The sequence below is a fragment of the Micromonospora sp. CV4 genome (assembly GCF_003667455.1).
Classification (GTDB): Bacteria; Actinomycetota; Actinomycetes; order Mycobacteriales; family Micromonosporaceae; genus Micromonospora.
Genome location: NZ_RCVI01000230.1, coordinates 1 through 25461, shown reverse-complemented (window position 1 = coordinate 25461; position 25461 = coordinate 1). Strand labels below are relative to the sequence as shown.

Sequence of the window (25461 nt, the reverse complement as noted above, 5' to 3'; positions counted from 1 at the left end):
CCCCGAGCGCGCCCGCCGCTCCGGCGACGGACCCGAGCGCCTGGCGGACCGCGGCGGACGAGGGCTGGTCCCGGGCGAGCCGGGCCGCCGAGCCGGCCGCCGCTGGTACGACCCGCTCGGGCCTTCCCAAGCGGGTGCCGCAGGCGCAGCTCGTGCCGGGCGGCATCGAACCGAAGGGCGGCCGGGACCGCAGCCGGCGGACCCCCGATGAAGTACGCGGTCTGTTGTCGGCCTACCACCGTGGCGTGCAGCGCGGACGGACGGCCGGTACGGACCTGAACAGCACCTCGACCAAGGAGAGCCGATGAACAGGCCAGCTGCCATGCAGGACATGGGTTGGCTGCTCACCAACTTCGCCGACAGCGTGGCGGGTATCGCCCACGTGGTGGCGGTGTCCGCAGACGGGCTGCTGCTCGCCTCCTCCCGGGACCTCCCGGGAGACCGGGCGGACCAGCTCGCCGCGATCACCTCCGGTGTGGTGAGCCTGACCGAGGGCGCGGCCCGCATGTTCAGCGCGGGCGGGGTGTTGCAGACCGTCATCGAGATGGACAGCGGCTACCTCTTCCTCATGTCGATCAGCGACGGCTCGTCGATGGCCGTGCTGGCCGCTCGCAGCTGCGACGTGGGGCAGGTGGGCTACGAGATGGCGTTGCTGGTCGAGCGGGTGGGTGCCGCGCTGGTGCCGCTGCCGCGCGACGCGGTGCGCTCGTAGCGACGGAACGACGGCGTGCCGACCGCGCGCCGGACCAGGGAGGGGAGGCGGTGTGGACCGGCTCCACGGGGGACGAGGAGGTGATGGGGGATGGACCAACGGCGCGCTGACCCGCGCGGCGCTCTGGTGCGTCCCTATGCGGTCACCCGTGGTCGTACCGAGCCCCGGCAGGACATCGCCCTCGAGGCGGTCCTCACGGCTTCTCCCACCCAGGTCGCAGAGTCCCGCTTCGCCGGGCATGACAAGCACCGAATCGCCACGGTCTGTGAGGGCCGTGCACAGTCGCTGGCGGAGATCGCCGCGTACACCCGGATGCCGCTCGGCGTCGCCCGGGTGCTGGTCGCCGACATGGTGGCCGAGAGCCTGCTGACGTTACACACTGCTGCTCCCGCCGAGGGGTTCGAGGAGCGGATGGAACTGCTTGGAAGGGTGCTAAGTGGACTTCGCAGGCTATGACCCCGCCGGGGGGCGGCCGAGCCGGGGAATCGTCTCCGCGAAGATCGTCGTCGCGGGCGGCTTCGGCGTCGGCAAGACGACGCTGGTCGGGTCGATCTCCGAGATCACACCGCTGACCACGGAGGCGGTGATGACCGCGGCCGGTGTCGGCATCGACGACCCGTCCAAGGTGCCGGGCAAGGAGACCACCACGGTCGCCATGGACTTCGGCCGTATCACCATGGCCCAGGACCTGATCCTGTACCTCTTCGGTACGCCGGGCCAGACCCGGTTCTGGTTCATGTGGGACGAGATCATCCGGGGTGCGGTGGGCGCCGCCGTGCTGGTGGACACCCGCCGGATCACGGATGCCTTCGCGCCCCTGGACTACTTCGAGAACCGCAACCTGCCGTACGTGGTGGCGCTGAACCGGTTCGACGACGCTCCCCAGTACGAGCTGGAGGAGGTCCGGGAGGCGCTGGCCATCTCGCCGCAGGTGCCGCTGGTGATGACCGACGCCCGGCAACGGGATTCGGTCAAGCAGGTGCTGGTGACGGTGGTCGAGCACGCCATGATCCGACTTCAGGCCGAGCACGGCCGGGGCTTTCCCACGCCGGTCGGCTGATCCGACGCGGCCGGCGGCGCACACCGACCGGCCGCGCCGGTCAGTCGACCCGGAGCCGGTAGCCGCGCTTGACCACGGTCTGCACCACGCGGGGGGCGTGCAGGCCGGCCCGGAGTCGGGCCACGGCCATCTCCACCGCGTGCTCGTCGGCGCCCCGAGGCAGGGTCCGCAGCAGCGCGGTGCGGGACAGCACCCGGCCGGGGGACTGGGCCAGCGCCCGCAGCACCGCCATCGGGGCGGGGGCGAGCGGGCGCAGCTCACCGTCGATCACCGCGGCGTGTCCGCGCAGGGTGAGCAGGTGTCCGCCGGCCTTGAGCGTCGTCGTCCGGCGGGGCAGTTCGTCGACGATGGTCCGCACCAGCGCGCCGAGCCGAGCCCGGTTCGGCGCGCTGACCGGCACCCCGAGCCGCAGCAGCGGCTCGGCGGTGACCGCGCCGACGCAGCTGGCCAGCACGTCGTCGCGCAGGGCGGAGAGCACCGCCTCGGTGCGGTCCCCGGCCGCCCGCAGCAGCGCCTCGACCGCCGGTGCCGAGGTGAACGTCACCGCGTCCACCAGTCGGCCGGCGATCAGGTCGACCAACCGGTGCAGGGGCGCCGGGTCGGTCGGCGGGGCCCAGCGGTAGACCGGCACCTCGATCACCGTGGCGCCGGCCGCCTCCAGCGCGAGCGTGCAGTCCGGCTGCCGCTCGCCGTGCAGCTGCATGGCGATCACCTGCCCGGCCACGCCGCGCCGCCGCAGGTGGTCGACCACCTCGTCGCAGCTCTCCGAGGCCGGCGACCACTGGTCGTGCAGCCCGGCGGCCCGGATCGCGCCGCGCGCCTTCGGGCCCCGGGCCACCACGTACGACCTGGCCAGCACCGAGCGCAGCGGCTCGGCCAGGCCCCAGCCCTCGGCGGCCTCCAGCCACCCGCGCATGCCGATGCCGGTGTTGGCCATCAGGATGTCCGGCGGCCGGTCCAGGCAGGCGCGGGTCGCCTCGCGCAGCTCGGTGTCGTCGGACAACGGCACGATCCGCAGTGCCGGCGCGAGGACCACCCGGGCGCCACGTCGCTCGAGCAGCGCGGCCAGCTCGTCGCGCCGCCGGTCGGCGGTCACCCCGACGGTGAAGCCGGACAGTTCCGTACGCATCAGGCCTCCTGTCGCAGCCGCACCTCGACCAGCCCGTCCCGGCAGCGCACGTCGTGCCGGGCCACGGCCACGCCGGGCCGGTCGAGGCAGCGCCCGGTGCGCAGGTCGTACACCTGCTTGTGCAGCGGCGAGGCAACCGTCGGCACCGCGCCGCGGCTGCCCACGATGCCCCGGGACAGCACGTACGCGTCGGCGACCGGGTCGTGGTTGTCGATGGCGAACAGCCCGTCCGCGGTCCGGAAGAGTGCCACCTGCACACCGTCGACGAGTGCGGCGACGCCCCGGTCGGGCTCCAGCCTGTCGAGCCGGCAGACCCGGGTCCAGGTCAGCGTGACGGTCGCGGTCATCGCCGTACCTCCGGCAGGCCCAGCGCCACCGGCTGTCGCCGTTGGTCGGTGTCGTCCGCTTCCCGTTCCCGGCCGTGCCGCTCTTCGCCCGGCGCTGTCGGCGGCGGAGCCCCACGCGCCGGCACCGGCTGGCCGCGCTCCAGTGCGAATCTGATCGACGGGTCGGGCACGTCCGGGGCGTTGACGAAGGACGTGAACCGGCGCAGCCGCTCCGGGTCGTTCAGCACGTCCCGCCACTCGTCGGAGTACGAGGCGACGTGCCGGGCCATCGCCGCGTCGAGGTCGGCGCAGAGCCCCAGCGCGTCGTCGACGATGACCGACCGCAAATGGTCGAGGCCACCGTCCATGGCCTCGATCCAGGCGGCGGTGCGTTGCAGCCGGTCGGCGGTGCGGATGTAGTACATCAAGAACCTGTCGATCAGCGAGATCAGCGCCTCTGTGGACAGGTCGGTGGCGAACAGGTCGGCGTGCCGGGGCCGGAAGCCGCCGTTGCCGCCGACGTACAGGTTCCAGCCGGTCTCGGTGGCGATGACGCCGAAGTCCTTGCTACGCGCCTCGGCGCACTCGCGGGCGCAGCCGGAGACCGCTGACTTGATCTTGTGCGGGGCGCGTAGCCCCCGGTAGCGCAGCTCCAGCGCGACGGCCAGGCCCACCGAGTCCTGCACCCCGTACCGGCACCAGGTCTCGCCGACACAGGACTTCACCGTACGCAGCGCCTTGCCGTACGCGTGGCCGGACTCGAAGCCGGCATCCACCAGCCGCCGCCAGATCTGCGGCAACTGCTCCACCCGGGCTCCGAACAGGTCGATCCGCTGACCACCGGTGATCTTGGTGTAGAGGCGGAAGTCGCGGGCCACCTCGCCGATGACGATCAGCTTCTCCGGGGTGATCTCACCGCCGGGGATCCGGGGGACCACCGAGTAGCTACCGTCGCGTTGCAGGTTGGCCAGGAAGTGGTCGTTGGTGTCCTGTAGCGACGCCTGCTCACCGTCGAGCACGTGCCCCGCGCCCAACGAGGCGAGGATCGACGCCACCACCGGTTTGCAGATGTCGCAGCCGCGCCCCCGGCCGTGTTCGGCGACCAGCCGGGAGAAGGTGCGGATGCGGCGTACCCGGACGATCTCGAACAGTTCGCGCCGGCTGGCGTCGAAGTGCTCACAGAGCGCGGTGGACTGCGCCACGCCGGCCGCGTCCAGGAGCTGCTTCAACATCGGCACGCAGGAGCCGCAGCTGGTGCCGGCCCTGGTGCACGCCTTCAACGCCGGCACGTCCGCGCAGCCACCGGCGATGGCGGCGTCCACGTCGCCCCGGGTCACCGCGTTGCAGGAGCAGACCTGGGCGGCGGCGGGCAGCGCGCCGGCGTCCGCGCCGCCGTCCGGCGCGAGCAGCGCCAGCGGGGCGGCCGGCAGCGGGCCACCCACGCTGGCCCGCAGCGTCGGGTACGCGCTGGCATCACCGACCAGCACACCACCGAGCAGGGTGCGCGCGTCGTCGGAGAGGACCAGCTTGGCGTAGACCCGGGTGGCGGGGTCGGTGAAGGTCACATCCAGGCAGCCCGGGGTCACGCCGTGCGCGTCGCCGAACGAGGCCACGTCGACGCCGAGCAGTTTCAGCTTGGTCGCCGTGTCCGCGCCGGGGAAGGTCGCCGCGCCGCCGAGCAACCGGTCGGCCACCACCTCGGCCGTCGCGTACCCCGGGGCGACCAGGCCGTGGCAGGTGCCGTCGACCGCCGCGCACTCGCCCACCGCCCAGATCCGCTCGTCGGCGCTGCGACAGGTCTCGTCGACCAGCACCCCGCCGCGCGGACCCAGCGGCAGGCCGGCGGCCCGGGCCAGGTCGTCCCGGGGCCGGATGCCGGCGGCCACCACCACCAGTTCGGCGTCCACGATGCGGCCGTCGGAGAGTTCCAGGGCGGCGACCGATCCGTCCGGGCCGGGCCGGATCGCGGTGGTGGCCACGCCGAGGTGGGTCCGCACGCCCAACTCCTCGACGTAGCGCCGGAGCATGGCGCCGCCGGCCGGGTCCACCTGCACCGGCATCAGCCGGGGCGCGAACTCGACCACGTCGGTGCTCAGTCCGAGCAGCCGCAGGGCGTTGGCCGCCTCCAGCCCCAGCAGCCCGCCGCCGATCACCGCGCCGGCCCGCCGGCCGCGGGCGTAGGCCCGGAGAGCCGCCAGGTCGTCGAGGGTGCGGTAGACGAAGACCCCGGGCAGGTCCGCGCCGGGCACCGGCGGCACGAACGGGTACGACCCGGTGGCCAGCACCAGCGCGTCGTACCGGTGTTCGCCGGTGGCCGTGCTGACCACCCGCCGCTCGCGGTCGATCGCGGTGGCCGGCTCGCCGAGGCGCAGCAGTACCCCGTCGTGCGGGGTGTGCAGGTTCAGCGCGTCCGCGTCCACGCCGTCGAAGAACGCCGAGAGCCGCACCCGGTCGTACGCCGGGCGGCCCTCCTCGGCGAGCACCGTCACCCGCCACCGCCCGTGCGGGTCGCGGGCCCGCAACGCGTCCACGAACCGCTGCCCGACCATGCCGTTGCCGATGACGACCAGATCGCCGCCGTTCATCGCGTCACCTCCACCGAATCCGCTTGGGACAGCCAGTCGACGATGCCGGCGACGGCGTCCCGGCAGCCGCCGCAGCCGGTGCCGGCCCGGGTCGCCGCCAGCACGGCGTCGACGCTCCGGGCGCCGGAGCGCCAGCAGCTCACCAGGGCGCCCTTGGTCACCGTGTTGCACTGGCAGACCGTGGCCGCGTCCGGCATCAGCGCCGGAGACGCGGCCGGTGCCGTGCCGGCGGTGCCCGAGGCCCGGCCCAGCAGCAGGGACCGCCGGTCGGCCGGAACGGGCTGACCCCGGTCGAAGAGCTGGATCACCGTGCCGATCGTCGGGTTGTCGCCGAGCAGGATCGCGCCGGTCAGCCGCTCGTCGCGGATGCGCAGCCGGGCGTACGTGCCCCGGGCCGGGTCGGTGAAGGTCAGCTCCTCGTCCGGACCGTCACCGGTGGCGTCGCCCATCGCGGCCAGGTCGATCCCGGCCGCCTTCAGCCGGGTCACCGCCGGTCGGGGCCGGTACCGGGCCGGCGGCTCGGCGCCGCTGAGCACCTGGGCCAGCACCCCCGCCTGGGCCCAGGCGGGGGCGACCAGCCCGGTGAGGGTGCCGTCGTGTTCGGCGCAGTCGCCGATCGCCGAGATCCGCTCGTCGCTGGTGCGCAGCCGGTCGTCCACCACGACGCCACGACGCACGGCCAGGCCGGCTGCGGCGGCGAGCGTGGTGTCGGGGCGTACCCCGCAGGAGAGCACCAGCAGGTCGGCGTGCAGCGACCGGCCGTCGGCCAGCGCGAGGCGGACGCCCGCGGCGTCCGCGGCCACGCCGGTCGCCGCCACCGCGAGCTGGATGGTGACGCCCAGGCCGGCCAGGGTGCCGGCGAGCACCGCGCCGGCCGCCGGGTCGAGCTGCCGTTCCATCAGGTGCCCGGTGGGGTGGACGACCGTGGTCGCCAGCCCCCGGGTGGCCAGCGCGCGGGCGGCCTCCAGGCCGAGCAGCCCGCCGCCGAGGACCAGCGCGCTGCGCGCGCCGTCGGCCACCGCGAGGATCCGTCGGCAGTCGTCCAGGGTGCGGAAGGGCACCACCCGGCGGGGCAGTTCCCCGTCCAGGCCGGGCAGCGGCGGCACCACCGCCCGGCTGCCGGTGGCCAGCACCAGGTGGTCGTAGCCGATCCGGTCACCGTCGGCGGTGCGGACCGTCCGTCCGGCCCGGTCGATGCCGGTCACCGGCACGCCGGGGCGCAGGTCGCCGCCGTGCCCGGCGGCCTCGGCCAGCGCCACGTCCCGCTCGCGGATCCGTCCGGCCAGCAGCGCGGAGAGCATGATGCGGTTGTACGCCCGGTGCGGTTCCGCCCCGAGCACGGTCACCTTGCGGTCACCGGCGCGGGCGTGCAGCTCGGCGGCGAGCCGCGCGCCGGCCATCCCGTTGCCGACGATCACCACGCGTTCGGTCATGCCCTCTCCACCCGCACGGCGCAGATCTTGAACTCGGGCATCCCGGAGATCGGGTCCACCGCGTCGTTGGTGACCGAGTTGGCCCGGGCGGCGCCCGGCCAGTGGAACGGCGCGAAGACGGTGTCCGGCCGGATGGTCGGGCTGACCCGGGCCGGGGCCTGTAGCTCGCCCCGCCGGGAGGTGACCCGCACCGGTTCCCCGTCGCCGATGCCGAGCCGGGCGGCCAGGTCGGGGTGCAGCTCGACGAAGGCGTCCGGGGCGGCCCGGCGCAGCGCGTCCACCCGCCGGCTCTGGGTGCCGGACTGGTACTGGGCGAGCACCCGGCCGGTGGTGAAGTGCAGGGGGTACTCGTCGCAGACCGGCTCGGCGGCGGGGCGGTGGTCCACCGGATGGAACCGGGCGCGGCCGTCCGGGGTGGCGAACCGGTCGGTGAAGAGCCGAGGCGTGTCCGGCCCGTCCTCGGTGGGGCAGGGCCAGAAGACGCCGTCGGCGGCGTCGATCCGGGGCCAGCTGATCCCGGCGTAGTCGGCCGGCCCACCGGCGGAGGCGCGCCGCAGCTCCGCGAAGACCGCGGCCGGATCGGTCGGGAACCGGGATGCCGAGGTGCCGGTCGTCGCCGCTGTCGGCTCGGCGGCGGCCAACCGGGTCGCGAGGTCGGAGAGGATGGCCAGGTCGGTACGGACGCCCGGCGGGGGAGGGCGGAGCGCCCGTCGGCGCAGCACCCGGCCCTCCAGGTTGGTCATGGTGCCGTCCTCCTCGGCCCACTGCGCGGTAGGCAGCACCACGTCGGCCAGCGCGGCCGTCTCGGACAGCAGCAGGTCGGCCACGACCAGCAGGTCGAGCCCGCGCAGCCGGCGTTCGACGTGGGCCGCCCGGGGTGCGGACACCACCGGGTTGGAGCCGAGCACCAGCAGCGCCCGCGGCCCGCCCGGAGTGCCGAGCGAGTCGAGCAGTTGGTACGCCGGCACCCCCGGCCCGGGCAGCTCGTCGGCCGGTACGCCCCAGACCCCGGCGACGTGCTCCCGCGCGGCGGGATCGTCGATGCGTCGGTAGCCGGGCAACTGGTCGGCCTTCTGCCCGTGCTCCCGTCCGCCCTGGCCGTTGCCCTGGCCGGTCAGGCAGCCGTACCCGGAGCCGGGTCGGCCGGGCAGGCCGAGGGCGAGCGCGAGGTTGACGTACGCGGTGACGGTGTCGACGCCCTTGGCGTGCTGCTCGGCGCCGCGCGCGGTGAGGATGATGGCCCGTCCGGCGGTGCCCAGGGCCCGGGCGGTCGCCTCCAGGTCGGCCACCGGCACGCCGGAGAGCTGTTCCGCGCGGGCCGGCCACCAGGCCGCGACGCTGCGCCGGACCTCCTCGTAGCCGGTGGTCCGTTCCGCGACGTACGCCCGGTCGATCCACCCCTCGGTGAGCGCGATGTGCAGCAGCGCGTTGGCCACCGCGAGGTCGGTGCCGGGCAGCGGTTGCAGGTGCAGGTCGGCCTGGCGTGCGGTGGCGGTGGCCCGTGGGTCGACCACGATCAGTCGGCCGCCGTTGCGGCGCTGCTCGGTCAGCCAGCGGACCAGTGGCGGCATGGTCTCCGCCGGGTTGGCGCCGACCAGCAGCAACGTGTCGGCCCGGCCCAGGTCGGCGAGGGGGAACGGCAGCCCTCGGTCGACGCCGAAGGCGCGCAGGCCGGCGGCCGCCGCCGAGGACATGCAGAACCGTCCGTTGTAGTCGATGTGCCGGGTGCGCAGCGCGACGCGGGCGAACTTGCCCAGCGCGTACGCCTTCTCGTTGGTGAGCCCGCCGCCACCGAACACGGCGACCGCGTCGCGGCCGGACTCGGCCTGGACGGCGCGGATGCCGCTGACGATCCGTTGCAGCGCGGCGTCCCAGCTGGCGGGGCGCAGCTCGCCGCTGGCCGGGTCGCGCAGCAGCGGGGTGGTCAGCCGGTCGGGGTGGTCGAGCAGCTCGGCGGCGGTCCAGCCCTTCTGGCAGAGACCGCCCCGGTTGGTGGGGAACTGGCGGGGGAGCACCGCCACCCCGTCGGCGTCCTCGCGCAGCACCATCCCGCACTGGAGCGCGCAGTACGGGCAGTGCGTCGCGACCTCCCGGGGCGAGGGCCCCGGTCGCGTTGTCGACCGTGCACCGTCTGTCATGTCGGGAAAGCGTGCCGTCGGGCGGTTTCCGGTCCGGGTCCCTTCTGTTTCGGTCCTGTCAAGTGGGCCTCACACCGCACCGGCGCGGAGGGCGCGTTTGCGGGACGGCGTTCGCGGTCTAGAATGTGGGAAATATGTCTCGATATTCGGGAGGGTGCGATGACTGTGGCGGACGCGTTCGACGCGGTGGCCGGCAGCTACGACGAAGCCCGTCGGCGGCTGGTGCCCTGCTTCGACGCCTTCTACGGCACGGCCGTCCAGGTCGCCGCGCCACCACTGCGCGACGCGCTCGCCGCCGGGCGCACCCCGGAGGTGCTGGACCTGGGCGCGGGCACCGGCCTGCTCTCGCTGCTGCTCGCTGCCGCCGTGCCGGGAGTGCGCCTGACCCTGGTGGACGCGGCGCCGGCGATGCTCGCCCGCGCCGCCGACGAACTGCACGCCCGGTCCGTGCCGCACCGCATGGTCCGGGCCGACCTGGCCGACCCGCTGCCGGCCGGCCGGTACGACGCGGTGGTCAGCGCCCTGGCGATCCACCACCTGGACGACGCCGGCAAGCAGGATCTGTACCGGCGGGCCGCCGACGCGCTGGTGCCCGGCGGGGTGTTCGTCAACGCCGAGCAGGTGGCCGGCCCGACCCCGGCTCTGGACCGGCGCTACGACGAGGTGTGGACCGCCCGGATCGCGGAGCTGGGTTCGCCTCCTGAGGAGATCGCCGCCGCCCGGGAGCGGATGCGGCACGACCGGCCGGCGACCGTCGCCGACCAGTGCCGCTGGCTCACCGAGGCCGGCCTGGTCGACGTCGACTGCTACTTCAAGGAGTGGCGCTTCGCGGTGTTCGGCGGCCGGACGACCGGTGCGCCACGCTGACGACCGCGGCCCGCTGCCGGAATGTACGTTTCGACGCCGGTGGTGACGCGCCCGTCCACGAGGATGACTGATGGTCATACCGATGGGTAGTCTCACCGGCATGACTGCCAAGGTGACCCTGTCGTTCACAGACGAGACGATCGAGGAGGCCCGACGGTTCGCCAAGCGCGAGGGGCTGTCGCTCTCCGCGTGGATGGACCAGGCCGCCCGGGAGAAGGCGCTGCGCGAGGTCTTCACCGCGCACGCGGCCGCCGTGAGCCGCGCCGGCCTCGACCTCGAATCCGCCGCCCTCGCCGATGCCCGCGAGGTGGGCATGGTCGACGACCTGCTCTTCCGCGGCCGGCCGCGTGCTGCGTAGGGGTGAGGTCTGGCGCATCGAGGGCGCCCGGGAACGCCTCGGACTCGTGATCAGCTCGGACGTCTACAACTCCACCGACGTGCCCATCGTGATCGTGGTCGAGGTCGTGGAGGAGTCGCTGCTGCGGGACTCGCCGCTCGCCGTGTCGATGGGCCGCTACGTGGTGATGCCCGACCGGCTCTCCTCGCCGATGAAGAAGTGGTTCACCGATTGCGTGGACGTCGCCGACACCGACACCATGCTCCGGGTCGGTCGCGCGCTGCGCATCCTCCAGCAGCTCTGACCTCACCACCGCCGCCGGTCCGCGGTGCGGCCCTCGTTTCCGGGTCGACCCGCGCCGGGCACCGCCCGGTAATCCGGTGTTCCTAGCGTTCCCCCTCGTCACACCGACGAGGAGGAGCCGCAGTGCCCACGCTCACCAGCACCGCAGTCACCACCGCCCCGCCGGACGCCGCCGGCCGTCGGCGGGAGCTCGCCGACTGGCGCCCCGAGGACCCCGACTTCTGGCGGACGACGGGCGCGCCGATCGCCCGGCGCAACCTCTGGGTCTCGATCTTCGCCGAGCACGTCGGCTTCTCGGTGTGGAGCCTCTGGTCGGTGACCGTGCTCTTCCTCGGTCCCGAGTACGGCATCGACCCGGCCGGCAAGTTCGTGCTCACCGCCGTGCCGGCCGCGCTGGGCGCGGTGCTGAGGCTGCCGTACACCCTCGCGGTGGCCCGCTTCGGCGGCAGGCGGTGGACCATCGTCAGCGCGCTGCTGCTGCTGCTGCCCACCGTGCCGATGACGGTGCTGCTGGAGCCGGGCGTGTCGTACCCGACCCTGATGGTGCTGGCCTGCCTGACCGGGGTCGGCGGCGGCAACTTCGCCTCGTCGATGGCGAACATCAACCTGTTCTATCCGCAGCGGCTCAAGGGCCGGGCCCTCGGGCTCAACGCGGGCGGCGGCAACCTGGGCGTACCCGCGGTGCAACTGGTCGGACTGGCGGTGCTGGCCACCGCCGGGGCCGCGTACCCCCGGTTGGTGCCGGCGGTCTACCTGCCGCTGATCGTGCTGGCGGCGCTGGCGGCGGCCCGTTGGCTGGACACCGTCCCCGGGGCCCGGAACGAGCCCGGCGCGCTGCGCGCGGCGGCCCGCGACCCGCACACCTGGATCATGTCGGTGCTGTACATCGGCACCTTCGGGTCGTTCATCGGGTTCGGCTTCGCCTTCGGCCAGGTGCTCCAGCTCCAGTTCGCCGAACGCTTCCCCACCCCGGTCGACGCCGCCTGGCTGACCTTCCTCGGCCCACTGGTCGGCTCGCTGATCCGGCCGCTGGGCGGGCACCTCGCCGACCGGCTGGGCGGGGCCCGGGTGACGTTCTGGAACTTCGTGGCGATGGCGGCCGGCGCGGGGACGGTCCTGTACGCGGCACGGGAGCACTCGTTCACGCTCTACCTGGCGGGCTTCCTCGCCCTGTTCGTCTTCTCCGGCGTCGGGAACGGCTCCACGTACAAGATGATCCCGGCGATCTTCCGGGCCCGGGCGGCGGAAGCGGTGTCCGACGGGCGGTGCGATCCGGTGGCTGCCGCGAGCTGGGCCCGGCGGATGACCGGCGCGCTGATCGGCGTCGCGGGAGCGGTGGGCGCTTTCGGCGGGGTGCTGGTCAACGTCGCGTTCCGCCAGTCGTTCCTGACCTCCGGCACGGCCGACGCCGCGTATCTGGCGTTCATCGGGTGGTACGCGCTCTGCGTCGCGATCACCTGGGTCGTCTACCGCCGGCGGGGGGCGGCCCGCCTGGCCGGCGTGTGAGCTGTGCCATGATGGGTCCGTGCTGGCACGCGCGGCCGTACCCCCGTTTTGACCTGCTGACGGGGCGCCGGGTATCGTTGCCTGCTGTTGTACGACATCCAGAGGCGTGCCCTATCAGGTACGCTTGGTCGTTCGTGCGCGCTGGTCCGGCCTGCAAGATCTGGTCACCTCGGCGCGCGACCCCAGACCGACGACGAGACAAGGTAGACCTGTGCGTACGTACAGCCCGAAGCCGGGTGAGATCGAGCGTCAGTGGCACGTCATCGACGCCTCTGATGTCGTGCTGGGCCGCCTGGCCACCCACGCCGCCACGTTGCTGCGTGGTAAGCACAAGCCGACTTTCGCGCCGCACGTCGACACGGGCGACTTTGTCGTCATCGTGAACGCGGGCAAGGTTGCGCTGACCGGCAACAAGCGCCAGACCAAGGTCGCTTACCGCCACTCCGGTTACCCGGGTGGTCTGAAGCAGATCGGCTACGAGGAGCTGCTGACCAAGCGCCCCGAGCGGGCCATCGAGCTGGCTGTGAAGGGGATGCTCCCGCACAACAAGCTCGGCCGTCAGCTGATCAAGAAGCTGAAGGTCTACGCCGGTGCCGAGCACCCGCACGGCGCGCAGCAGCCGATGCCGTTCGAGATCAAGCAGATCGCGCAGTGAGCGCGGGCGAAGGAAGCAGCATGACCGACATCACCGAGACCGAGGTTGCCCCGGAAGCCCCCGAGGCCACCGAGGCGCCGGCGCCCGTCGCCCGCGCGCCTCGTGGTGACCGGCCGATCCAGACCGTGGGCCGCCGCAAGGAGGCCATCGTCCGGGTCCGTATCGTCCCGGGCACCGGCAAGATCACCTGCAACGGCCAGGACCTCGAGGCCTACTTCCCGAGCAAGGTGCACCAGCAGCTCATCAAGGACCCGCTGGTCACCGCCGAGAAGCTCGAGCAGTTCGACGTCATCGCCAACCTGCGTGGCGGCGGCACCACCGGGCAGGCCGGTGCGCTCCGGCTGGGCATCGCCCGCGCGCTGATCGTCAACGAGCCGGACGACCGCCCGGCCCTCAAGAAGGCCGGCTTCCTCACCCGGGACGCCCGGGTCAAGGAGAGCAAGAAGTACGGCCTCAAGAAGGCCCGTAAGGCTCCCCAGTACTCGAAGCGCTGATCTTTCCCAGCGCGTTGTACTTCTGACGGACGGCCGGTCCGCCTCCCCTCGACCGGGGAGGTGGGCCGGCCGTTCCGCTTTCTCCTCATCAGTGGTGCTCATCGGAGGTTGGCGGGTATGGGTCGGTTGTTCGGCACGGACGGCGTACGCGGGCGGGCGAACGCGGATCTCACCCCCGAGTTGGCGCTCGCGCTCGCCGTGGCCGCCGCGCACACTCTCGCCGAGACGGACCGCAGTCATCCGCCGCTCGCCGTGGTCGGCCGGGACACCCGGGCCAGCGGCGAGATGCTGGAGGCCGCCGTGGTGGCGGGTCTGACCAGCGCCGGCGCCAACGTGGTGCGGGTCGGCGTGCTGCCCACCCCGGCGGTGGCGTACCTCACCGCGGAGGCCAAGGCCGACCTCGGTGTGATGCTCTCCGCGTCACACAACCCGATGCCGGACAACGGGATCAAGCTCTTCGCCGCCGGGGGGCACAAGCTGCCCGACGAGATCGAGATGAAGATTGAGGCGGCGGTCGAGGCGAACGCCACCACCGCCTGGGACCGACCGATCGGCGCGGGCGTGGGCCGGGTGCACGACCTGCTCGACGGCGCCGACCACTACGTCCAGCACCTGGTCGGCACCGTGCCGCACCGGCTCGACGGGATCAAGGTCGTGGTCGACTGCGCCAACGGCGCCGCCGCCGAGGTGGCTCCGGTCGCCTACCGGGAGGCCGGCGCCGAGGTCATCGCGATCCACGCCGAGCCGGACGGCCTGAACATCAACGACGACTGCGGCTCCAACCACATCGAGGCGCTGCGGGCGGCCGTGGTCGAGCACGGCGCCCACCTGGGTATCGCCCACGACGGCGACGCCGACCGCTGCCTGGCGGTCACCGCCGACGGTGACGAGGTCGACGGCGACCAGCTGATGGCGATCCTCGCGCTGGCCATGCGGGACGCCGGCACGCTCACCCAGGACACTCTCGTGGCCACCGTGATGAGCAACCTCGGGCTGCGGCTGGCCATGTCCGCCCAGGGCATCCGGCTGGTCGAGACGAAGGTCGGCGACCGGTACGTGCTGGAGGAGCTGCGCGCCTCCGGGCTGGCGCTCGGCGGCGAGCAGAGCGGCCACATCGTCATGCCCGCGCACGCCACCACCGGCGACGGAGTGCTCACCGGCCTGCACCTGATGGCCCGGATGGCGGCCACCGGCCAGTCCCTGGCCGAGCTGGCCTCGGTCGTCACCAAGCTGCCCCAGGTGCTGATCAACGTGCCGGTGGGTGACCGCACCGTCGGCGCGGCCGCGCCGGCCGTCCGCGCCGAGGTCGAGCGGGCCGAGGCGGAGCTGGGCGAGACCGGGCGGGTGCTGCTGCGCCCGTCGGGCACCGAGCCGCTGGTCCGGGTGATGGTCGAGGCGGCCACCGAGGCGACCGCCCGCGAGGTCGCCGAGCGCATCGCGGAGCAGGTCCGCACCGCCAGCCCGGTCGGCTGAGGCCGCTACCCGGCGGCGTCACAACCGCAGTCGGGCGGCCCGCTCGTACGTGTCGGCGGGGTCCTCGCCGTCGGTGAGGTCGAGGTCCTCGACCATGCTGCCGTCACCGAGCCGGACCAACCGGTCGCAGCGGGCCGCGATCGACCGTTCGTGGGTGGCGAGCAGGATCGTCATGCCGTGCCGCTCCCGCAAATCGAGCAGCAGGTCGAGGATCTGGGCGCTGGTGGTCGAGTCGAGGTTGCCGGTGGGCTCGTCGGCCAGCAGCAGCCCGGGGGCGCCCATCAGCGCCCGAGCGATGGCGACCCGCTGCTGCTCGCCACCGGAGAGCTGCGCCGGCATCGCCCGCTCCCGTCCGGCGAGGCCGACCCCGTCGAGCAGCTCGCGGGCCCGGGTCGCGTGGTCGGCCCGGCCGCGTTGCGGCAGCACCGGGGCGATCACGTTGTCCAGCACGGTCAACGCGGGCAGCAGGTGGTAGCGCTGGAAGACGAACCCCACCCGCTGCCGGTACCGGGCCAGCGCGGTGCGGCGCAGCGCCGTGATCTCCATGTCGTCGACCATGATGGTGCCGCTGTCGGCCTGTTCGATGGCGCCGATCAGGTGCAGCAGGGTCGACTTGCCCGAGCCGCTGGGGCCGGTCAGTGCCACCACCGACCCGGCCGTGATCTCCAGCGAGACGTCGTCGACCGCGGTCAGCCGCTCTGCTCCGGTGCGGAACTGCCGGGTCAGCCCGAGGGTCCGGACCGTGCTGCCCGTCGTTGCCTCCATCGTCACTCCTCTGCCAGTAGCCGTGCGGTCGGGAGCCGGCGCAGCAACGCGGCCGGCACGAGCGCCGCCAGACAGGTGACCAGAACACCGACGAGCGCCACCGCGGCGGCGACCAGGACCAGGGCGCTCGGCAGGCCACCGACCAACCAGGCGGCCCCGGCGAGCCCGAGCCCGGCGCCGGCCACCGCCCCGAGCGCACCGATGAGGAGTCCTTCGTAACCCACCAGGCGGCCCAGCGCGGCGTCCGTCCAGCCGACCGCGCGCAGGGTGGACAACTCCGCGGCGCGGTCCCGGACGTTCAGGTACAGCACGTCGGCGACGGCGCCCGCGCCGAGCAGGACGGTGACGACCGCGGCCAGGGTGTCCGCACCCCGGACGTTCAGCGAGATGGTGTCACCGAGCAGGCTGCCGACGATCGCGCCGCGGAAGGCGTAGGCGGCGGCGCTGACCAGGGTGAGCGCCGCCAGCCCGATGGCCAGCGCGGCCGCCCCGAGCAGGGTGCGCCCGGGCGTGCGGACCACATTGGACAGCGCCAGCCCGAACAGGCCGCGGGGCCGTCGTACCCAGCGGGCCGGGGCCACCAGCGGTCGCAGGGCGGCGGCCGGGTGGGCGCCCGCGGCACGCAGCGCCGGGACCAGGCCGGCCACCAGCGCCAGCAGGAGAGCCACCGGTACGGCGAGCACCGCCTGACGCCAACCGATCCCGATGTCCAGCGCGGCGGCCAGGGGGAACGCCAACCCCAGGGCGAGCAGGCCGGCGGCCAGCCCCAGCGCGGCCACCTCGCCGAGGACCAGCGCCGCGATCCGACGGGCTGGCCAGCCCAGGCAGGCGAGCACGGCCAGCTCGCGGCGCCGGTCCCGGACGGCGGCGGACACGGCGTTGCCGAGGAACAGCCCGCAGACCACCAGCACCAGCCCGAACAGCACGAGGCTCTTGCGGTCGACCGCCTTGGTGATGACCGACGCGACCCCGAGCGCGGACCACGGCTCGGTGAGCCGCAGCTCGGGCCGGCCGAACGAGCCCGCCGGCAGCTCCACGGTCTGCGGGGCGGGAGACGAGCCGATGGTGAGATCGACGTCCAGCCCGGTCGTGTCGGCGATCCGCTCGGCGATGAGCCGGACCCGCTCGGCGGACCGGTCGGTGTAGCCGGCGACGTCCGCGACCCGGACCCGGATCGCGCTGATCGGCGCTGTCCGGGTGGGGGTGGCGTCGCCCTCCAGCAACTTCGGCACTGCGTTCAGGCTGGTGAGCAGCAGCGGCGGCGCGGAGAGATAGCCGGCCGGATTGCCGCTCGGCTCCAGCGGCCGGTCGCCCAGCGCCTGGCGGCTGCCTTCGTCGGCGCCGTCCGTGCGTGGCGGCTCGTAGGTCTCCAGTGGCACCCGGGACAGGTCACTGAACCCGCTCAGCTTCTCCGGGTCGAAGATGCCGACGGTCCGCCAGAACCGGGCCTGGAGGCGCACGCCCGACGGCGGCTGAGAAAGCGCGGTCACCGGACGGAAGCCGTTGTCGTCGGCGAGCCACGGACGGGAGTGGAAGTTGAGAGCGCTCTCGCCGCCGTAGAGCGCGTGATCGAACGGTGGTCGCGCGACAGCGCGAAGAGTGCCGTCGGGGAGCCGCTCGTACTCCGGCGCACCCGCCTGAATGATCGTCTGCAACTCACCCGTGCAGCAACCGGTCTCGGAGATGCCCTTGGCGAGCAGGTCGCGGTAGCCGTCGGCCAGCGCGTACTCCTCGGTCCCGACCCCGAGCCCGGTGGCGCGGCCCAGCGTCCGCTCCAGCTCGCCGATCGGCAGCCCCGCGGGCCGCGCCTGCGGCAGCCTGGTGAGGGTGGACCGCACGGTGACGTCGAGGTAGGGACGGCTGGTGCTCAACACCGGGACCGACCGCTGGGTCACCTGCGGCCCGGGAGAGGTCTCGGTGGCCGTGTCGTCGAGCCGGAGCGAGCGGCCCTCGGTCACCGAGTCGTCCAGGCCGACGAGGCGCTGTTCCGCGTCGGGATCGACCGCCGCCAGCAGGAACGGCACCGTCACCCGGTAGGTGACCACCAGTTGGTCGGTGACGACGCGTTCGGCGCGGCCGGGGAACCACCGGTTCGCCTCGAAGCGCCCGTCGGGCAGGAGCCGGACGGTGTCGACGCTCCACTCCTCCCGTTCGGACGAATGCCCCGCGTTCCCGGACCTTGCCGCCAGGCGCGGGTCGCAGATCGGTTCGCTCCGTCCATCGGGGAGCACCTCCCGTGGGACCTGCCCGCAATAGTCGTCCTGCTTGTACGTCTTGCCGTCCGAGTACGGCTGCAAGGAAGCGTTCACGTCGCCGCCCCATTCGGGATAGAGCAGCGGGCGCTTGGTCACGTACACGTAGCGCGGGCTGCTGGGGGCGGTGGAAAGCCCTCGTTCGGCGGTGAAGGTGGGGTTGAGCCGGATGACCTGCTGCTCCAGCGAGGGGTCGACCGCGCTGGTCACATCGAATTGGACCGGCACCGTCGAGGTCGAATAGCCGAGCATGGCGATCGGCGCGGCGACGTCGATGCCGGCGAGCCCCTTCACCTGCTCGTACTGCGCGGGGGTGATGCCGCCGAAAAGGCCGGAGAGGTAGTTTGGGCGGACCAGCCCGCGCTCGGCCTCAAGCGGCGTGCGGGCCCCCTTGGGGCGGACCAGGATGTCGTAGGCGGCTCGGGTGTTCCGCTCCACCGCGCCGGTGACGTCGAGGCGGGAGGTGGTGGTGGCGCCGGTCAGGACGACGAAGCCGGTGGTCGCCACCAGCACCCCTGCCAGCAGCGCCACCGACCGCCCGGCACGGCCGCGTAGCTGCCCCCAGATGAACCCCAGCATGTCGCGCCTCCCCGTGTGCCACCTCACACTCTGCGCGTTACATTGTCACAATGCAAGACCTGGTCCGGTCGACCAGTGGAATCGGAGGAGACGGTGGCGATCCAGCACGCGGTCCTGGCACTGCTCGCGCGCGGCCCGAGCTACGGCTACGAGCTGAAAGGCGCCTTCGAGGCCACCACCGGTCCACAGTGGGGGGCGCTCAACATCGGCCACCTCTACCAGATCCTCGACCGGCTCTCCCGGGACAGCCTGGTGGTCGCCGAGCGGCAGGCCCAGCAGGTCAAACCCGACCGGGTGGTCTACCAGATCACTCCCGATGGCCGGGCCGAACTCGACCGATGGCTCAACGAGCCGAGCCCCCGCAGCGGCGGCTTCCGGGACGACTTCTTCCTCAAGGTCACCGCTGCCGCCCGATCGGGCTCCGCGCAGACCGTCCGCACCGTGCTGAGCAACCAACGCGGGCACCTGCTCCGCGAGCTGCGCAACCTCGACGGGCTGCGCCGCAAGGCCGCTGACCCGGTGGTCGGGCTGCTGCTCGCCGCAGCGAGCCGGCACGTCGAGGCCGACCTCGCCTTCGTCGATGATGCCGAGGCGGTGCTGCTGGCCGACAGTGGTGCGCTGCTCGCCACCCTGGCGGTCACACCGTCGCAGATCTCGGCGTCCGCCGCCGACGCCGCGCCGCCCCCGCGGGCGGACGACGCCGGACCGGCCCGCGCGGCCGGCTGACCCCAACGGTCAGTGCAGCCCGCGCTGCCCGGGCAGCCGGGTGACCGCCTCGGTCAGTGCCGCCCGTGCAGCCCGCGCAGCCGGGTGACCGCCTCGGTCAGTGCCGCCCGTGCAGCCCGCGCAGCCGGGTGACCGCCTCGGTCAGCACCTCCGGACGCTTGCAGAAGGCGAACCGGACCAGCCGCCGGCCCGCCTCCTGATCGTCGTAGAAGACCTGCGTCGGCACGGCCACCACGCCACACCGCTCCGGCAGCGAACGGCAGAACTCCACGCCGTCCCGGCCGCCGAGGGCGGTGACGTCGGCGGTGACGAAGTACGTGCCCTCCGGGGCCAGCACCTCGAACCCGGCGTCGGTGAGGCCACCGACGAGCTGGTCACGGCGCTGCTGAAGCCCGTCGCGGAAGCCGGTGAAGTAGTCATCCGGCAGCGCCAGCGCCACCGCGACCGCCGGTTGCAGCGGTGCGGCGTTGACGAAGGTCAGGAACTGCTTCACCCGCAGCACCGCCGAGACCAGCGTCGCCGGACCGCTCACCCAGCCGACCTTCCAACCCGTGCAGGAGAACGTCTTGCCGGCCGAGGAGATGCGCAGCGTCCGCTCCCGCATGCCGGGCAGGCCGGCCAGCGGCACGTGCGGGCTCGCCGCGTCGGTGAAGACCAGGTGCTCGTACACCTCGTCGGTGACCGCGTACGCGCCGTGCTCCTGGCACAACTCGGCGATGAGCGTCAGCTCGGCCGGGGTGAAGACCTTGCCGGTGGGGTTGTGCGGCGAGTTCAGCAGCACCAACCGGGTGCGGGGGCCGAACGCCGCGCGCAGCGCCGCCGGGTCGAAGGCGTACCGGCCGTCGGCGGCGGGACGCAACGTGACCGGCCGCCGGACCGCGCCGGCGAGTGCGATCGAGGCGGCGTACGAGTCGTAGTACGGCTCGAAGCAGACCACCTCGTCGCCCGGCTCACAGAGGGCGAGGATGCTGGCCGCGACCGCCTCGGTGGCGCCTGCGGTGATCACGATCTCGCTGTCCGGGTCGTACGCCAGGTCGTGGAACCGCCGCTGGTGGGCCGCGACCGCCGCACGCAGGGCGGGGATCCCCGGACCGGGCGGGTACTGGTTCTGCCCGCCGCGCAACGCCTCGGCCGCGGCGGCCAGCATCTCCGGTGGGCCGTCGGTGTCCGGGAAGCCCTGGCCGAGGTTGACCGCCCCGGTCCGTACGGCGAGGGCGGACATCTCGGCGAAGATCGTCGTGCCGAACGGCCGCATCCGGGCCACCAGCGGGTCGACATCGGTGCTCGTCGTCACCTGCGCCAGCCTACGGGCACCCGTGGGCCGAACCCCAGCCTCACCAAGCCGTTCCGACATGATCGACGCGAGGTCGGCGATATCGGGGTGTCAACGGCCTTCGGATACCGCGTTATCGCTGACCCCGTGTCGATCAAGGCGAGGCCTCACCCCGCCGTGCAGGTGGTCCGCCAGTATCCGCGGGTCTTGTCGACGACCAGCCTGCCGGCGCCGGTGACCGTGACCGTGCAGTCGAGAGGCCCGTGATATTCGATGTCGGGCCAGGTGGCCTCCACCATCACCCGGCTCCGGCCGTTGGTCCGGATGGTGGTGCGCCAGGGCAGCTCCGCGGCGTCGACGTGGATGAGATCGCTCTCGGCGTCGTAGTACGAGATGTCCGCCCGGCCCGATCCGGTCACCTCGTAGGCCACCGTCACCGGCGCCGGCCCGGAGGTGGGGCGGGTGATCGGCTTCTTGTCGGGCGTGGGCGTCGGCGCGGTGGTGGTCGGCGTGGTGGTCGGTTCGGTGGAGGGGGGCTCGGCGGTCGGTAGGGACCAGCGGTCGTCGTCGGGGTCCGAATCGTACGGGTTCTCGGCGATCGGATCCGGGGCCAACCGGCCGAGCAGCGGGCCGGCCACGCAGACGCAGCCGCAGAGGGCGAGGGTGAGCACCGCGACGACCGCGACGACGATCCCGATCCGGGCGTTGCCCCTGGGCGGGCGACCGGCGACCCGCGGATGCCCGGGGTGGAGGTAGGGCGGCGGGTATCCGGGTGGCGGCCACCCGGACGGTGGCTGGCCGGATAGTGGCTGACCGGATGGTGGCTGACCGGACGGTGGCTGACCGGACGGCGGCTGGCCGGCGGGAGAGGGGTCGGGGCCGGTCGTCGGAGACGGTGGCCAGGGCGCCGCCGAGGTGGGCGTCCACGACGTGTCCGGCGGTCCCGGCGTCCAGGGCGCGGACGACGGGCCGGGCGTCCACGACGTCTCCGGCGGTCCGGGCGTCCAGGGCGCGGACTGCGGTCCGGGTCCGGGCGTCCACGGCGCGGACTGTGGTCCGGGTCCGGGCGTCCAGGGCGCGGATGGCGGTCCGGCCGTCCACGGGGGCGGTGGCGCCCACGGCTGGCCGGGGGCGAGCGGGTCGCGCGCCGGGTACGACGCCGGAGGGGCCCAGTCGGACGGCGGGTCGGGTGCCGGCGGGCTTCCCGCGGCGGCCGGGTCCGACGGCGTGGGTGTCGGATCCGAGGGCGTAGGTGTCGGGTTCGACGGCGTGGATGGCGGGTCCGACGGCGTGGGTGGCGGGTTCGACGGCGTGGGTGTCGGGTCCGAGGGCGGCGTCGGGGACGGTTCGGGTGGAGGCGCGTCGGACATGGCTGCTCCGGGCGGGAGTGGGTATGGGGCGAACGGGTCGTGGAGAGGACCGCCGCACCCGCCGAGAGACTTTCGTACCTGGGGACCCGTGGCAACCCTGTCGCCCTCAACCGCGGCCCGACCGGCCGGGGTGGCTCGTCCCGTTGTTACCCCCCAGCCCCCGATCGCTCAGATTCAGTGATTGTTTAGCCGACTTTCGAGCAACCATCGTGAGCGAAACTGGGTTAGGCTGCGGGCCATGTGTGGAATCGTGGGATACGCGGGCGCGCGCCCCGCACTCGGCATCGTGCTCGACGGGCTGCGGCGGCTGGAATACCGCGGCTACGACTCGGCGGGGGTCGCGATCGTCTGCGACGACCAGCTGCTGATCGAGAAGAAGGCCGGCAAGCTGGCCAACCTGGAGAAGGTGCTCTCCGAGCGGGCCGCCGACGATCCCACCTCCTGCGCGGCCAGCCCCATCGGCATCGCCGACGGCACCACCGGCATCGGGCACACCCGCTGGGCCACCCACGGCGGCCCGACCGACCGCAACGCCCACCCGCACCTCGCCCCCGACGGCCGGGTCGCGGTGATCCACAACGGCATCATCGAGAACTTCGCCAAGCTCCGCGCCGAGCTGGAGGCCGACGGCGTCCAGTTCACCAGCGACACCGACACCGAGTGCGCCGCCCACCTGCTCTCGGCCGCGCTGGCCGACCTGCGCGCCGCCGGCCAGCCGGACGGCCCGCAACTGCTCGCCGCCGGCATGCGGGTGGTCTGCCAGCGACTGGAGGGCGCTTTCACGCTCCTCGCGGTGGACGCCGCGGTGCCCGGAGCGGTCGTCGGCGCCCGGCGCAACTCGCCGCTGGTGGTCGGCCGGGGCGACGGGGAAAACTACCTGGCCAGCGACGTGGCCGCGTTCATCGAGCACACCCGCGAAGCGGTGGAGCTGGGCCAGGACCAGATCGTCCTGATCACCGGCGACAGCATCGAGATCACCGACTTCGACGGCCAGCCCGCCACGGGCAAGGACTTCCACATCGACTGGGACTCCTCGGCCGCCGAGAAGGGCGGCTACGACTGGTTCATGCTCAAGGAGATCGAGGAGCAGCCGCAGGCCATCGCCGACACGCTGCTCGGCCGGCTCACCGAGACCGGTGAGATCGCCCTCGACGAGGTCCGCCTCAGCGATCAGGACCTGCGCGACGTCGACAAGATCTTCATCGTGGCCTGCGGCACGGCGTACCACGCCGGCATGGTCGCCAAGTACGCCATCGAGCACTGGACCCGGATCCCCTGCGAGGTGGAGCTGGCCAGCGAGTTCCGCTACCGCGACCCGGTGCTCGACCGGTCCACGCTGATCGTGGTGATCTCGCAGTCCGGCGAGACGATGGACACCCTGATGGCCCTGCGCCACGCCAAGGACCAGAAGGCCCGGGTGCTGGCGATCTGCAACACCAACGGCTCGACCATCCCCCGCGAGTCCGACGCGGTGCTCTACACCCACGGCGGGCCGGAGATCGCCGTTGCGTCCACCAAGGCGTTCCTCACCCAGGTCGTCGCCTGCTACCTGATCGGCCTGCACCTCGCCCAGGTGCGCGGGATCAAGTTCGCCGACGAGGTGGGCGCGGTGGTCGCGCAGTTGCAGGAGATCCCGGGCAAGCTGCGTGAGCTGCTCGACCGGATCGACCCCGTGCGCGAGCTGGCCCGGGATCTGAAGTCCGAGCCCACCGTGCTGTTCATCGGCCGGCACGTCGGCTACCCGGTGGCCCTGGAGGGCGCGCTCAAGCTCAAGGAGCTGGCGTACATGCACGCCGAGGGCTTCGCCGCCGGCGAGCTGAAGCACGGCCCGATCGCCCTGATCGACAAGGGCACCCCGGTGATCTGCGTGGTGCCCTCGCCGGTCGGCCGGGGCATGCTGCACGACAAGGTCGTCTCCAACATCCAGGAGGTACGGGCGCGCGGCGCGCGGACCATCGTGATCGCGGAGGAGGGCGACGAGGCCGTCGTCCGGTACGCCGACCACCTGATCTACGTGCCGCGTACGCCCACGCTGCTGGCCCCGCTGGTCACCACGGTGCCGTTGCAGGTGCTCGCCGCCGAGATCGCCGCCGCCCGAGGGCACGACGTGGACCAGCCGCGCAACCTGGCCAAGTCCGTCACCGTCGAGTAACCGAGCCCGACCACCGACCCGGGCCCCGGACGTCGCACCACGCGACGGCCGGGGCCCTCGTCGTGCCGCGCGGCGGCCGGGGCCCTCGTCGTGCCGCGCGGGCCGGGCCCTCGTCGTGCCGCGCGGGCCGGGCCCTCGTCGTGCCACGCGAGCCGGGCCCTCGTCGTGCCACGCGAGCCGGGCCCTTGTCGTGCCGCGCGGCGGCCAAGGCCCTCGTCGTGTCGGACCGGGTCCGTCCGACCGATCAGCGACCCAGGACGATGCGGGCCATGCCGTCCAGCGCCGGGTTGGCCGGATCCCAGTAGCCCACGTGACCGTGCCGCCCGCTGGGAAAGGTGCGCCCGCCGAAGCCCGCCCCGGCCGGGTCCCGCCCGAACCACAGCTCGTGCTCGCCCTGCCCGACCAGGCTGAGCGTAGCGGCCAGCGGTGACGTGCCGAGCAGCATCTGCCGGGCCAGGTCGGCCGGGGGACGGGTCAGCCGGATCACGTCGTCCGGTGCGCTGCTCGCCCAGACCTGCCCGGGCGGCACGCCCAACTCGGCGGCCTGCGCGACGCCGACCCCCGGTGAGCCGACGAAGACCAGCGCGTCGGCAGCCAGCCCGTGGTCCCGGGCGGCCATGCCGACGACCAGCGACCCGTAGCTGTGCCCGAGCACGGTCTGCCGGGCCGCCGGCCCCTCGTGGCTGGCCCGCAGCCCCTCCTGGAAGCGGTGCAACGCCGGGCCGGCGTCGCGGGCCTGGCCGGCCGTGGCCGCCTCGTGCAGGAAGTCCGGTGCGTCGTAGTCCAGCCAGAGCACCGCGGCGGTCTGCTCGCCCGGGTCGAGGGCGGCGCACCGGCCCAGCACGCGCGCCACCCGGCCGAGTTCGCCCGGCGCGTCGTCGAGGCCGGCGGTCATCCCCGGCACGTAGGTCATCACCCGGTCGGCGTGATCCGGGTCGCCGAGCGAGACCACCACCCGCCCCTCGCCGGCCGTGTCCAGCCGCAGCAGGTAGGCCCGTGGGGCCTGCGGCCCGGCCAGCCGGTCGGCGAGCGCGTCCAGACCGGCCAGGCGCCCATCGACCCGGCGCAGCCGCAGCGCGTCGACCGGCCCGGGTGGCACGCGGGACAGCAGCCGCCGCCGCTCGGCGACCAGCTCCTCCCGCCGGGCCCCGAGCAGCAACCGGTTGGCCTGGTCCCGGGCGGCGACCGGCACACCGTCGAGCCGCCCGACCAGTGTCGGCTCGTGCCCCACCAGCCACCGGCGCTGCGCCGGGGTCAGCCCCGCCCACCACGCCCGGACCTCGACCGGGGTGGCGCCCGGCGCGGGTCGACCGGGCGGCGGTGGCG

Annotated in this window: 23 protein-coding genes; 13 read left to right on the top strand and 10 right to left on the bottom strand. The window is 73.6% G+C overall.

What is annotated here, in order from left to right; all coding sequences use genetic code 11:
* The 4 genes from EAD98_RS10740 to EAD98_RS10725 form a co-directional block, all read left to right on the top strand.
* Positions 1–308, top strand: a 308-nt coding sequence (locus EAD98_RS10740; RefSeq protein ID WP_147457364.1) for a hypothetical protein, incomplete at its 5' end; no start/stop codon positions are given.
* A complete protein-coding gene (locus tag EAD98_RS10735) occupies positions 305–712 on the top strand; it encodes a roadblock/LC7 domain-containing protein (RefSeq protein ID WP_007465177.1) in 408 nt (135 codons plus the stop codon). The genes EAD98_RS10740 and EAD98_RS10735, both read left to right, overlap by 4 nt.
* A 90-nt stretch (positions 713–802) precedes the next feature.
* Positions 803–1168 carry a DUF742 domain-containing protein gene (locus EAD98_RS10730; RefSeq protein WP_007465174.1) on the top strand — a complete coding sequence of 122 codons (366 nt, stop codon included), beginning with the start codon at positions 803–805 and terminating at the stop codon, positions 1166–1168.
* On the top strand, positions 1149–1772 hold the full coding sequence (locus EAD98_RS10725) for an ATP/GTP-binding protein (RefSeq protein ID WP_121653909.1): 624 nt from the start codon (positions 1149–1151) through the stop codon (positions 1770–1772). The genes EAD98_RS10730 and EAD98_RS10725 overlap by 20 nt, the downstream gene beginning before the upstream one ends.
* A gap of 40 nt (positions 1773–1812) precedes the next feature.
* Here the strand turns inward: EAD98_RS10725 and EAD98_RS10720 are convergent, their stop codons facing one another.
* The 5 genes from EAD98_RS10720 to EAD98_RS10700 are packed head-to-tail and all read right to left on the bottom strand — an operon-like array spanning position 1813 to position 9383.
* The gene (locus EAD98_RS10720; protein WP_121653908.1) at positions 1813–2901 is read right to left on the bottom strand and encodes a uroporphyrinogen-III synthase; all 1089 of its coding nucleotides are present in this window, start codon (positions 2899–2901) and stop codon (positions 1813–1815) included.
* The gene (gene nirD, locus EAD98_RS10715) at positions 2901–3248 is read right to left on the bottom strand and encodes a nitrite reductase small subunit NirD (RefSeq protein ID WP_121653907.1); all 348 of its coding nucleotides are present in this window, start codon (positions 3246–3248) and stop codon (positions 2901–2903) included. Before nirD ends, EAD98_RS10720 begins: the two co-directional genes overlap by 1 nt.
* The gene (gene nirB / locus EAD98_RS10710) at positions 3245–5812 is read right to left on the bottom strand and encodes a nitrite reductase large subunit NirB (RefSeq protein ID WP_121653906.1); all 2568 of its coding nucleotides are present in this window, start codon (positions 5810–5812) and stop codon (positions 3245–3247) included. The genes nirD and nirB overlap by 4 nt, the downstream gene beginning before the upstream one ends.
* On the bottom strand, positions 5809–7245 hold the full coding sequence (locus EAD98_RS10705) for an FAD-dependent oxidoreductase (RefSeq protein WP_121653905.1): 1437 nt from the start codon (positions 7243–7245) through the stop codon (positions 5809–5811). The genes nirB and EAD98_RS10705 overlap by 4 nt, the downstream gene beginning before the upstream one ends.
* Positions 7242–9383 (bottom strand): molybdopterin oxidoreductase family protein, encoded by a 2142-nt coding sequence (locus EAD98_RS10700; protein WP_121653904.1) that lies wholly within the window; start codon positions 9381–9383, stop codon positions 7242–7244. Before EAD98_RS10700 ends, EAD98_RS10705 begins: the two co-directional genes overlap by 4 nt.
* 159 nt (positions 9384–9542) lie before the next feature.
* Between EAD98_RS10700 and EAD98_RS10695 the strand changes: the two genes are divergently transcribed.
* The 7 genes from EAD98_RS10695 (at position 9543) to glmM (ending at position 15018) form a co-directional block, all read left to right on the top strand.
* Positions 9543–10250 carry a methyltransferase domain-containing protein gene (locus EAD98_RS10695; RefSeq protein WP_121653903.1) on the top strand — a complete coding sequence of 236 codons (708 nt, stop codon included), beginning with the start codon at positions 9543–9545 and terminating at the stop codon, positions 10248–10250.
* A 70-nt stretch (positions 10251–10320) separates the two neighbouring features.
* Positions 10321–10608 carry a DUF6364 family protein gene (locus EAD98_RS10690; RefSeq protein WP_121653902.1) on the top strand — a complete coding sequence of 96 codons (288 nt, stop codon included), beginning with the start codon at positions 10321–10323 and terminating at the stop codon, positions 10606–10608.
* Positions 10547–10891, top strand: coding sequence for a hypothetical protein (locus EAD98_RS10685; RefSeq protein WP_199723366.1), 345 nt, complete (start codon positions 10547–10549; stop codon positions 10889–10891). Before EAD98_RS10690 ends, EAD98_RS10685 begins: the two co-directional genes overlap by 62 nt.
* Positions 10892–11013: 122 nt before the next feature.
* The gene (locus tag EAD98_RS10680; RefSeq protein WP_121653901.1) at positions 11014–12396 is read left to right on the top strand and encodes a NarK/NasA family nitrate transporter; all 1383 of its coding nucleotides are present in this window, start codon (positions 11014–11016) and stop codon (positions 12394–12396) included.
* A gap of 211 nt (positions 12397–12607) precedes the next feature.
* The gene (gene rplM / locus EAD98_RS10675) at positions 12608–13051 is read left to right on the top strand and encodes a 50S ribosomal protein L13 (protein ID WP_121653900.1); all 444 of its coding nucleotides are present in this window, start codon (positions 12608–12610) and stop codon (positions 13049–13051) included.
* Positions 13052–13071: 20 nt separating this feature from the next.
* Positions 13072–13545, top strand: a complete 474-nt coding sequence (gene rpsI, locus EAD98_RS10670; protein ID WP_121653899.1) for a 30S ribosomal protein S9 — start codon at positions 13072–13074, stop codon at positions 13543–13545.
* A gap of 117 nt (positions 13546–13662) precedes the next feature.
* A complete protein-coding gene (glmM, locus tag EAD98_RS10665) occupies positions 13663–15018 on the top strand; it encodes a phosphoglucosamine mutase (protein WP_121653898.1) in 1356 nt (451 codons plus the stop codon).
* 18 nt (positions 15019–15036) lie between these two features.
* Here the strand turns inward: glmM and EAD98_RS10660 are convergent, their stop codons facing one another.
* Together EAD98_RS10660 and EAD98_RS10655 are read right to left on the bottom strand one after the other, a co-directional pair.
* Positions 15037–15783 (bottom strand): ABC transporter ATP-binding protein, encoded by a 747-nt coding sequence (locus tag EAD98_RS10660; RefSeq protein ID WP_121653897.1) that lies wholly within the window; start codon positions 15781–15783, stop codon positions 15037–15039.
* A gap of 2 nt (positions 15784–15785) precedes the next feature.
* Positions 15786–18614, bottom strand: coding sequence for an FtsX-like permease family protein (locus EAD98_RS10655; protein ID WP_121653896.1), 2829 nt, complete (start codon positions 18612–18614; stop codon positions 15786–15788).
* Between the two features lie 75 nt (positions 18615–18689).
* Between EAD98_RS10655 and EAD98_RS10650 the strand changes: the two genes are divergently transcribed.
* On the top strand, positions 18690–19340 hold the full coding sequence (locus EAD98_RS10650) for a PadR family transcriptional regulator (RefSeq protein WP_158609786.1): 651 nt from the start codon (positions 18690–18692) through the stop codon (positions 19338–19340).
* A 97-nt stretch (positions 19341–19437) separates the two neighbouring features.
* Here EAD98_RS10650 and EAD98_RS10645 read toward each other — a convergent pair whose 3' ends face one another.
* Together EAD98_RS10645 and EAD98_RS30920 are read right to left on the bottom strand one after the other, a co-directional pair.
* Positions 19438–20634, bottom strand: coding sequence for a pyridoxal phosphate-dependent aminotransferase (locus tag EAD98_RS10645; protein WP_121653894.1), 1197 nt, complete (start codon positions 20632–20634; stop codon positions 19438–19440).
* A 146-nt stretch (positions 20635–20780) separates the two neighbouring features.
* Positions 20781–21284, bottom strand: coding sequence for an MmpS family transport accessory protein (locus EAD98_RS30920; RefSeq protein WP_158609785.1), 504 nt, complete (start codon positions 21282–21284; stop codon positions 20781–20783).
* Between the two features lie 937 nt (positions 21285–22221).
* Between EAD98_RS30920 and glmS the strand changes: the two genes are divergently transcribed.
* Positions 22222–24135, top strand: a complete 1914-nt coding sequence (gene glmS / locus EAD98_RS10635; RefSeq protein WP_121653892.1) for a glutamine--fructose-6-phosphate transaminase (isomerizing) — start codon at positions 22222–22224, stop codon at positions 24133–24135.
* Between the two features lie 244 nt (positions 24136–24379).
* On the opposite strand, the gene EAD98_RS10630 is transcribed toward glmS, so the two are convergent.
* Positions 24380–25461, bottom strand: a 1082-nt coding sequence (locus EAD98_RS10630) for an alpha/beta hydrolase (RefSeq protein WP_233583790.1), incomplete at its 5' end; no start/stop codon positions are given.